This window comes from Aquabacterium sp. (genome assembly GCF_030652515.1).
Classification (GTDB): Bacteria; Pseudomonadota; Gammaproteobacteria; order Burkholderiales; family Burkholderiaceae_C; genus Aquabacterium.
Genome location: NZ_JAUSAR010000010.1, coordinates 265264 through 273515, shown reverse-complemented (window position 1 = coordinate 273515; position 8252 = coordinate 265264). Strand labels below are relative to the sequence as shown.

Annotated in this window: 12 protein-coding genes; 1 reads left to right on the top strand and 11 read right to left on the bottom strand. The window is 61.9% G+C overall.

The genetic code is table 11. The annotated features are described in order from the left end of the window. Positions 1 to 29: 29 nt before the first annotated feature. The 11 genes from rplR to rsmI all read right to left on the bottom strand — a co-directional run bounded on the left by rplR (position 30) and on the right by rsmI (position 7868). Positions 30 to 398, bottom strand: coding sequence for a 50S ribosomal protein L18 (gene rplR / locus Q7V20_RS02300; protein WP_290663592.1), 369 nt, complete (start codon positions 396 to 398; stop codon positions 30 to 32). 14 nt (positions 399 to 412) lie between these two features. Then, positions 413 to 946 (bottom strand): 50S ribosomal protein L6, encoded by a 534-nt coding sequence (gene rplF / locus Q7V20_RS02295; protein ID WP_304786731.1) that lies wholly within the window; start codon positions 944 to 946, stop codon positions 413 to 415. A 17-nt stretch (positions 947 to 963) separates the two neighbouring features. Continuing rightward, the gene (gene rpsH / locus Q7V20_RS02290; protein ID WP_230180426.1) at positions 964 to 1359 is read right to left on the bottom strand and encodes a 30S ribosomal protein S8; all 396 of its coding nucleotides are present in this window, start codon (positions 1357 to 1359) and stop codon (positions 964 to 966) included. A 29-nt stretch (positions 1360 to 1388) separates the two neighbouring features. Then, complete coding sequence (rpsN, locus tag Q7V20_RS02285) at positions 1389 to 1694, bottom strand: 30S ribosomal protein S14 (protein ID WP_304786728.1); 306 nt, start codon at positions 1692 to 1694, stop codon at positions 1389 to 1391. Positions 1695 to 1702: 8 nt separating this feature from the next. Continuing rightward, positions 1703 to 2254: a 50S ribosomal protein L5 gene (gene rplE, locus Q7V20_RS02280; RefSeq protein WP_300543798.1), complete on the bottom strand. Its 552-nt coding sequence runs from the start codon at positions 2252 to 2254 to the stop codon at positions 1703 to 1705. Between the two features lie 8 nt (positions 2255 to 2262). Then, positions 2263 to 2580, bottom strand: a complete 318-nt coding sequence (rplX, locus tag Q7V20_RS02275; RefSeq protein WP_300543800.1) for a 50S ribosomal protein L24 — start codon at positions 2578 to 2580, stop codon at positions 2263 to 2265. 33 nt (positions 2581 to 2613) lie between these two features. Then, positions 2614 to 2982, bottom strand: a complete 369-nt coding sequence (gene rplN / locus Q7V20_RS02270; RefSeq protein ID WP_125241506.1) for a 50S ribosomal protein L14 — start codon at positions 2980 to 2982, stop codon at positions 2614 to 2616. 227 nt (positions 2983 to 3209) lie between these two features. Further along, complete coding sequence (gene tldD / locus Q7V20_RS02265) at positions 3210 to 4670, bottom strand: metalloprotease TldD (RefSeq protein WP_304786716.1); 1461 nt, start codon at positions 4668 to 4670, stop codon at positions 3210 to 3212. Between the two features lie 48 nt (positions 4671 to 4718). Beyond that, positions 4719 to 5654 carry a lipase secretion chaperone gene (locus Q7V20_RS02260; RefSeq protein ID WP_304786714.1) on the bottom strand — a complete coding sequence of 312 codons (936 nt, stop codon included), beginning with the start codon at positions 5652 to 5654 and terminating at the stop codon, positions 4719 to 4721. Between the two features lie 176 nt (positions 5655 to 5830). After that, a complete protein-coding gene (locus tag Q7V20_RS02255; protein WP_304786711.1) occupies positions 5831 to 6772 on the bottom strand; it encodes a triacylglycerol lipase in 942 nt (313 codons plus the stop codon). A 178-nt stretch (positions 6773 to 6950) separates the two neighbouring features. Next, positions 6951 to 7868 carry a 16S rRNA (cytidine(1402)-2'-O)-methyltransferase gene (gene rsmI, locus Q7V20_RS02250; RefSeq protein WP_304786709.1) on the bottom strand — a complete coding sequence of 306 codons (918 nt, stop codon included), beginning with the start codon at positions 7866 to 7868 and terminating at the stop codon, positions 6951 to 6953. Between rsmI and Q7V20_RS02245 the strand changes: the two genes are divergently transcribed. After that, entirely contained in the window at positions 7852 to 8235 is a 384-nt protein-coding gene (locus Q7V20_RS02245) for a YraN family protein (protein ID WP_304786707.1), read from the top strand. The genes rsmI and Q7V20_RS02245 overlap by 17 nt on opposite strands. Positions 8236 to 8252: the final 17 nt, after the last annotated feature.

Here is an 8252-nt window from a genome sequence, read left to right as displayed (position 1 = left end):
TTGAATTCCTTCCGGTTGCCAGACGCGGCTTAGAACTGAAGACCGGCTTCGCGAGCCGCTTCAGCCAATGCCTTGACACGGCCGTGGTAGGCGAAGCCCGCACGGTCGAAAGCCACCTTCTCGACGCCAGCAGCTTTCGCCCTTTCGGCGATTCGCTTGCCAATCAGCGTTGCGGCGTCCACATTGCCACCTTTGCCAGCCGCGCCCAATTGGGTGCGGATTTCTTTTTCGGCGGTTGAGGCCGAGGCGATGACAGTGTTGCCATCGCCAGAAATCACGCTGGCGTAGATGTGCAGGTTGGTGCGGAACACCGAGAGACGGGCCGCGCCCTGGAGCGCGATGCGTGCACGGGTTTGACGCGAGCGGCGCAGGCGCTGTTCTTTCTTGTTGGTAGACATGATGAATCAGCTCCTTACTTCTTCTTGGTCTCTTTCAAGACCACGCGCTCGTCGGCATAACGAATGCCCTTGCCTTTGTAGGGCTCGGGAGGACGGAAGGCACGCACTTCTGCGGCGATCTGGCCGACGACCTGACGATCCACACCCTTGATCAGCACTTCGGTCTGAGACGGGGTCTCGACCTTGATGCCGGCGGGCATGTCCTTGACGACTGGGTGAGAGAACCCGATTTGCAGGTTCAGCTTCTGGCCTTGGGCTTGGGCACGGAAGCCCACACCGACCAGCGTCAGCTTTTTCTCGAAACCCTTGCTCACGCCGTTGACCATGTTGTTCAACAGGGCGCGAATGGTACCGGACATGGCATCAGCTTCAGTGCTGTTGTCAGCCGGCGCCACACTCAACACGCCGGCGTCGTTTTTCACGGCGACCAGGCGGTGCTGAGGGCGGGTCAGGGTGCCCAGGGCGCCCTTGACGGTGATTTGTTCTGCAGAGATCTGCACGTCCACACCCTTCGGGACGGCGATCGGCATTTTTCCTACGCGGGACATTGCGATGCTCCTAAGGGTTAGGCGACGTAGCAGAGCACTTCGCCACCGATACCGGCAGCACGTGCTTTGCGATCGGTCATCACACCCTTGGGCGTCGTCACGATGGCAACACCCAGGCCGTTTTGGACCTGAGGGATGTCGTGGCGACCCTTGTAGATGCGAAGGCCGGGACGGCTGACTCGCTCGATGCGCTCGATGACCGGGCGACCGGCGTAATACTTCAGCGAAATTTCAAGCGCAGGCTTGGTAGCCTCGCCTGCAACGACGTAAGAGTCGATGTAACCTTCGTCCTTCAGGACCTGGGCGATCGCGACTTTTAACTTTGATGACGGCATCGTGACGCTGGTCTTTTGGACCATTTGTGCGTTGCGGATGCGAGTCAGCATGTCGGCGATGGGATCACTCATGCTCATGGAATAACTCCTGTTCGTGCCCTAGCCGATTACCAGCTTGCCTTGGTGACACCGGGGATGTCGCCAGCGAAAGCCAATTCACGGATCTTGGAACGACCCAAGCCAAATTGGCGGAACGTACCGCGCGGACGACCTGTCAAGCTGCAACGATTGCGCAGACGGGTCGGGTTTGCATTGCGGGGCAACTTTTGCAGCTCAAGACGAGCGGCGTAGCGCTCTTCGTCGGACTTCTTGGCATCATTGATGATGCCTTTCAGTTCGGCGTACTTCTTGGCGTATTGCGCCACCAGCTTTTCGCGCTTTTCTTCGCGTTGCTTCAGAGACAGTTTTGCCACGGTCTACCTCAGTTCTTGAAGGGGAACTTGAATGCCGTCAACAGGGCCTTGGCCTCGTCGTCGGTATTCGCGCTGGTGGTGATGCTGATGTTCAGACCACGGATCGCGTCGATCTTGTCGTACTCGATTTCCGGGAAAATGATCTGTTCTTTCACACCGACGTTGTAGTTGCCACGACCATCGAATGAACGACCCGAGATACCGCGGAAGTCACGAACGCGGGGCAGCGAAACGGTGACGAAACGGTCCAGGAATTCGTACATGCGGACACCACGCAGGGTGACCATGCAGCCGATGGGCATGTTTTCGCGGATCTTGAAACCGGCGATGGCCTTGCGCGACATGGTGACCACGGGCTTTTGGCCTGCGATCTTGGTCAGGTCGCTCACAGCGTGTTCCATGACCTTCTTGTCGGACACCGCTTCCGAGACACCCATGTTCAAGGTGATCTTGGTCAGGCGGGGCACTTGCATCACGGACTTGTAGCCGAACTTTTCAACGAGCGCCGGAACGACAGTCTCGCGGTAAAAGTCTTGCAGGCGTGCAGTTTGTTGAGTCATCTTGAACCTCAAGCCTTGATTTCTTCGCCGCTGGACTTGAAGACGCGAACTTTCTTGCCGTCAGCCAGGAGCTTGATGCCAACACGATCAGCCTTGCCGGTGGCGGCATTGAAGATGGCGATGTTGGACTGGTGAATGGGCATGGTCTTGTCAACGATGCCGCCGGTGGTGCCCTTCATGGGGTTGGGGCGAACATGCTTTTTAACCATGTTCACGCCATCGACCACCAGATGGTCTTCATCCACGCGGACCGAAACGGTGCCGCGCTTACCTTTGTCGCGACCGGTCAACACAATGACCTGGTCGCCTGTACGAATCTTGTTCATGGGCTGTGTGTCCTTTGCAGCTACGCCAGAGGATCAGAGGACTTCAGGAGCCAGCGACACGATCTTCATGAAGCGCTCGGTACGCAGTTCACGCGTCACGGGGCCGAAGATGCGGGTGCCGATGGGCTCCAGCTTGGCGTTCAACAGCACAGCTGCATTGCCATCAAACTTGATGAGCGAACCGTCTTGACGACGAACGCCCTTGGCGGTGCGGACGACCACAGCGCTGTAGACTTCGCCTTTTTTGACGCGACCACGAGGAGCAGCTTCTTTGATGCTGACCTTGATGATGTCGCCAATACCGGCGTAACGACGCTTGGAGCCACCGAGCACCTTGATGCACATGACGCTCTTGGCACCCGTGTTGTCAGCGACGTCAAGTCGCGATTGCATTTGAATCATGGTGTACTTACCCCAACTTGGCTTTTCGGCTGCGCAAAAATTGCACAACAACGAACAGTCAGTCTTGGGCCCGTAGAACGGGCGGATCTGAAATAAAGCCTGAGCCCTTGATTTACCCGCCGCAGCAACCGCACTGAATTTTCATCAGGTCAGTCGAGGGACTTGGGCTGGAACTCAAACCTTGTTTCAGCGAAGAAGTCGATTATGCACTACTTTTGGAAAGAGTGTCAAGCAGTTCCGCCAACAGTCAATCCATCGATGCGCAAAGTGGGTTGGCCGACACCGACAGGCACGCTTTGGCCATCTTTGCCGCAGGTGCCCACGCCGCTGTCCAGTTCGAGATCATTGCCGATCATGCTGATGCGGGTGAGCGCGTCGGGACCATTGCCGATCAGGGTCGCACCCTTGACCGGGTACTGGATCTTGCCGTTCTCGACCCAATAGGCTTCGGAGGCCGAGAAGACGAACTTGCCGCTGGTGATGTCGACCTGGCCACCGCCGAAGTTGACCGCGTACAGGCCCCGCTTGATGGACGCGACGATTTCTTGCGGATCCTTGTCGCCGGCCAGCATGTAGGTGTTGGTCATGCGGGGCATGGGCACGTGGGCGTAGCTTTCACGACGACCGTTGCCCGTGGGCTTGGCCTTCATGAGGCGCGCGTTGGTGGCGTCCTGGATGTAGCCACGCAGAATGCCGTCTTCGATGAGCACGGTGCGCTCGGTGGCGCAGCCTTCGTCATCGACGTTCAGGGAGCCGCGGCGGTCCGGGATGGTGCCATCGTCGAGCACGGTGACGCCTTTGGCGGCCACGCGCTGGCCGACACGGCCCGAGAACACGCTGGAGCCCTTGCGGTTGAAGTCGCCTTCCAGGCCATGGCCGACGGCTTCATGCAGCAGGATGCCGGGCCAGCCATTACCCAGCACCACGGTCATTTCGCCAGCGGGCGCCGGGCGGGCCTCCAGATTGACGGAGGCGGCGTGCACAGCCTGATCGACGTAGCGCTGAAGCATGTCGTCGGTGAAATAAGCCAGGCCGAAGCGGCCACCGCCACCGGAGGAGCCCACTTCGCGGCGTCCGTTTTGCTCGGCGATGACGGTGAGCGACAGGCGCACCAGCGGGCGCACGTCGGCGGCCAGGGTGCCGTCGGCGCGGGCGACCATGACGACGTCGTACTCACAGCCCAGACCAGCCATGACCTGCACGACGCGGGGGTCCTTGGCGCGGGCGCGCTTTTCGATGTTTTCGAGCAAGGCGACCTTCTCCGCGCTGTCGAGCGAGGCGATGGGATCGAAGGCGGGGTAAAGGGTGCGGCTGCCCGCCACGGTTTGCGATCCGACCTTGACGCGGCGGCTTTGGCCGGCGGAGGCAATGGTGCGGACGGTTCGGGCGGCGTCCAGCAAGGCTGCCTCGGAAATGTCGTCAGAGTAGGCAAAAGCGGTTTTCTCGCCAGACACGGCGCGCACGCCCACGCCTTGGTCGATGCCGAAACTGCCGGATTTGACGATGCCCTCTTCCAGGCTCCAGCCTTCGGAGCGGGTGTACTGGAAGTACAGGTCCGCGTCGTCAACGCGGTGCTCCGTGATGACCTTGAGGGCCTTGAGCAGTGTGGATTCATCCAGACCGTAGGGCGCGAGCAGGAGTTCGCGGGCGGTGTGGAGTCGTTCGATGGTGGCGTCAACAGCAATCATGAGGTCATTGTAGGAGTCTTGCCAGAGGCCATGTGATCACAGGTGCAATCACAGGTGTAAAAGGGCCTGCACGCGAAGTTGTTCGTCGGCCGCGAAGTTGGACTTGATGTAGGCGCTCATTTCAGCCTTGCGCTGAACATCCGACAGGTTGGCGGCCTTTTGCAAGCGATCCCACTCGGTTTTGGCAGCGTTCAGGCGGCGCTCCCAGTCAGCCCATTCCGCATCGGCCTTGTCCAGGCGGTTGGCGGCGGCTTCGCCATAGCGGGCCACGCGCTCGGCACGGACGGCGGCGGGGTCTTTGCCGGGGGCCATCTGGGGCACAGGCTCGCCGGGATCAGGTGGTGGCGGCAAGCCGGATTCGAGTTGGGCGTAATACTCCTGGAAGTGCTGCTCGTCTTCCTTGAAGAAGGCTTCGGCCCAGGGCTGGCCGAGGAGCTGACGGCGCACGGCGCGCTGCTCCTCGAACACCGGCATCCAGGTGCTGCGGTCGGCCTGGATGAATTTGTGGCGCCAGGCGTAGGTGCGCACCTGCCAGTATTTGTCCCAGACGGCCATGATCTGGGCGGCCAGGGCATCGCCATTGGCACGCTTGGCCTCGTCCTGGATCAGGCCACGGATTTCTTCGATGGTGACTTCGCCCAGGCCCAGGACGTAGTACTCGAAGCGACTGCGCAGCTCCGGACAAGGCTTGAGTTTCTGATCGCTCACGCACCAGTTGCCGGCGGGCTCGGTGCCGGCAAAAGAGCCTTCCTTGAACAGGCGCACGCGCACCTGATCCGGAGAGCGCACTTGCGCGGAGGCCGCCGCGGCGCTGGCCGCCGTGTCCTTGGGGCCACCGATGAAGCCCCAGCCCTTGGTTTCCTGGTTGACGCCCTGCGGCCCCGACACCGAAGTCTCGGTAGAAGAGCGCTGCCAGAGCACGACGCTGCCCACCCCGATGACGACGGCCAACAGACCCGTCGCCCACATTCCACGCACTTGCATCACACACGTCCTGTCAAAGCCAAGGGAATTTCCCGGCTGCCCGCATTATTCGGGCAAGTCGCGCACACCACACCCGGGAAACCTATGACGCCAAACGACAACAAGGGCCGACCTCTTGTGGAGGCGACCCTTGCCTGACTCAAAGGCTGAGGTGCTCAGCCCGGAGTATCAACCCATCACAGGAAAGCCCACTTCAGGCGGTTGGCATGCTGCTTGTAGAAGGCTGCGGGTTCAGGCGCGCCCTTGCCGATGCCGCCCAGGACCTGGTTGATTTCGTCCAGGTGATTCCAGGGGTAGTTGTCCTTGACGACCTTGCCCCAGTGGCTGGAGCAACGCGACACCAAGCCGTCGTTGGCCTCGCCCTTGAAGTAGTCACCGGTGTAGGCCAACAGCGCGTCGGAGATGTCGCTGGTGTTGGTCTTGAGCGAGGTGCCCGAGAACGAGTAGAACAGGATGCTGTTGCCAGCGACCTTGGCGCTGCTGGGGCCTTGACCGCAGACCGTGGTGGGCGCACCAGCGGGGTACTTGGCGTTGAAAGCAGCCGCGCCGGGGGCGCTCAGCGCATTCAAGGCGGTCAGCAGGTCCGTGTCGCTGGTGGTCTTGTTGCCAGTCAACCACGAGATCAGCTTCAGGCCCGCCGTGGCGGTTTGGTCGAAGCCGCCACCGGGGGTGGTGCCCGCCAGGATGTCATCAGCGACCTTGCTGCCGAAGTGGGTACCGGCCACCGTGGACACGCTGGCCACCATGGTGGGCACGGTGCCTGCCGCGTAACGAACGGTGGGGCCGCCGTGGCTGTGACCGATCAGATTGAACTTCTTGACGCCGTCTTTGGCGGCCCATTGCTTCATCTGCTGGATCAGCTCTTCACCGCGGAATTCCGTGGTTTGCGAGGGGTTGACCGAGGCGATGTAGACGGTGGCGCCGTCGTCACGCAGGGCGCCGGGGATGGTGTAGAAGTACTGAATGCCCACGATGTTGTCGAAGCCGATGAAGCCGTGAACCAGCACCAATGGGTACTTGGTCTTGGAGGCTGTGCCAGCGTGGGCGGCGGGGGCCATGACGGCACCGGCCACGGCAACGGCGGCACACACGGCGCGCAAGGTGAATCCGAATTTCATTGCAAATCTCCTAAGGAAGTCACTCGCACCGTGTTGCGGTGCAGCTAATTTATGACGCAAATCGTTATATGAACGATGGCGCGAGTATTCCGTTAAATAATTGGCAAGTCGCTCGGGTTAGCCCTTGAGTCCGGGGTTTGCCCGGCCCGCGAACCCAGTGTTCAGGGAACAAAGGCTGTCAGGACTGCTCGTCGGCCTGGCGCCAGCTGAGGGCTTTCTCGTAGAGGGCTTTGCGAGGCAGACGGGTGACATCGGCCACCAGTCCGGCCGCCTGCTTGATGGGCAGATGTGACGACAGGGCCTGGAGCAAGGCCAGCACCTCGGTGGAGAACTCGTCAGCGGCCGCGACCGCACCGGCGGCGTGGACCACCACGACGAATTCGCCCCGGTCGCGGTGCGGCTGGGCCTTGATCCACTCGGGCAACTGGGGCACGCCCAGGGTGGCGATTTCTTCGAATTGCTTGGTCAGCTCGCGGCACAGGGTGACCTGACGGTGGGCGGCGTGCGTTTGCAGGTCGCGGGCCAGGTCGTCGATGCGGTGGGGGGCTTCGAACAAGACCAGGCTGCCCGGCCAGGTCAGGGCTTCGGCCAGGGCCGTGGCGCGCGCGGCGCCCTTGGGCGGCAGGAAGCCCATGAAGTGAAAGCCGGTGCTGGCGGTGTCGCCCGCCACACTGAGCGCGGTGGTGACGCTGCTCACGCCCGGGATGGGCACGGCGCGCAGGCCCGCCGCCTGGACTCGAGCCACCAATTGCGCGCCAGGGTCGGACACGGCGGGCGTGCCGGCATCGCTGACGTAGGCCACGCGTTGGCCTTGCTGCAGGGCCTCGATGACCTGGTGGGCCGCGCTGGCTTCGTTGTGCTGGTGGACGGCCATCATCTTCTTGTCCAGGCCAAAATGTCGCAGCAGGCCACCCGTGACGCGAGTGTCCTCGCACGCCACGACGTCGGCCAGGACCAAAACCTGGATGGCGCGCAAGGTCATGTCGGCGAGGTTGCCGATGGGGGTGGCGACCAGGTAGAGCGCCCCTTTGGGATACTGCTGGCCGGCGGCCGCGTGAGAAGCGGCCTGGAGCAGCACATTGGCATCGAAGGTCACGACGAAATCCCGGGGAGATGAGGCGGAGGGCCGCGCCCTGGCCTATTTGCAGGCGCAGGGTCTGGAGCTGGTTGAGCGCAATTATCGGGTCGCGCGCGGCCCGTCGGCACGCGGCGCGGAGGTGGACCTGATCATGCGCGATGATCGGGACGGCACTTTGGTGTTCGTGGAAGTGCGCCAGCGCAGTGGTGCCGACCACGGTGGCGCGGCGGCCAGCATCGGGCGCGGCAAACAGCAGCGCTGCATCCGAGGCGCGCGGCATTACCTGATGCAGCTGAACCCCTGGCCGCCTTGCCGCTTCGACGTGGTGGCCATCGACGGCGATGCACTGGAATGGATCGTGGCCGCCTTCGACACCTCGGCATAGCCCTTATCATCGACCTT

What these genes read in the sequence shown, in the direction of transcription:
- rplR (WP_290663592.1), bottom strand. Translation starts at nt 398, where the DNA reads ATGTCTACCAACAAGAAAGAACAGCGCCTGCGCCGCTCGCGTCAAACC.
- rplF (WP_304786731.1), bottom strand. Translation starts at nt 946, where the DNA reads ATGTCCCGCGTAGGAAAAATGCCGATCGCCGTCCCGAAGGGTGTGGAC.
- rpsH (WP_230180426.1), bottom strand. Translation starts at nt 1,359, where the DNA reads ATGAGCATGAGTGATCCCATCGCCGACATGCTGACTCGCATCCGCAAC.
- rplE (WP_300543798.1), bottom strand. Translation starts at nt 2,254, where the DNA reads ATGACTCAACAAACTGCACGCCTGCAAGACTTTTACCGCGAGACTGTC.
- rplX (WP_300543800.1), bottom strand. Translation starts at nt 2,580, where the DNA reads ATGAACAAGATTCGTACAGGCGACCAGGTCATTGTGTTGACCGGTCGC.
- rplN (WP_125241506.1), bottom strand. Translation starts at nt 2,982, where the DNA reads ATGATTCAAATGCAATCGCGACTTGACGTCGCTGACAACACGGGTGCC.
- tldD (WP_304786716.1), bottom strand. Translation starts at nt 4,670, where the DNA reads ATGATTGCTGTTGACGCCACCATCGAACGACTCCACACCGCCCGCGAA.
- Q7V20_RS02260 (WP_304786714.1), bottom strand. Translation starts at nt 5,654, where the DNA reads ATGCAAGTGCGTGGAATGTGGGCGACGGGTCTGTTGGCCGTCGTCATC.
- Q7V20_RS02255 (WP_304786711.1), bottom strand. Translation starts at nt 6,772, where the DNA reads ATGAAATTCGGATTCACCTTGCGCGCCGTGTGTGCCGCCGTTGCCGTG.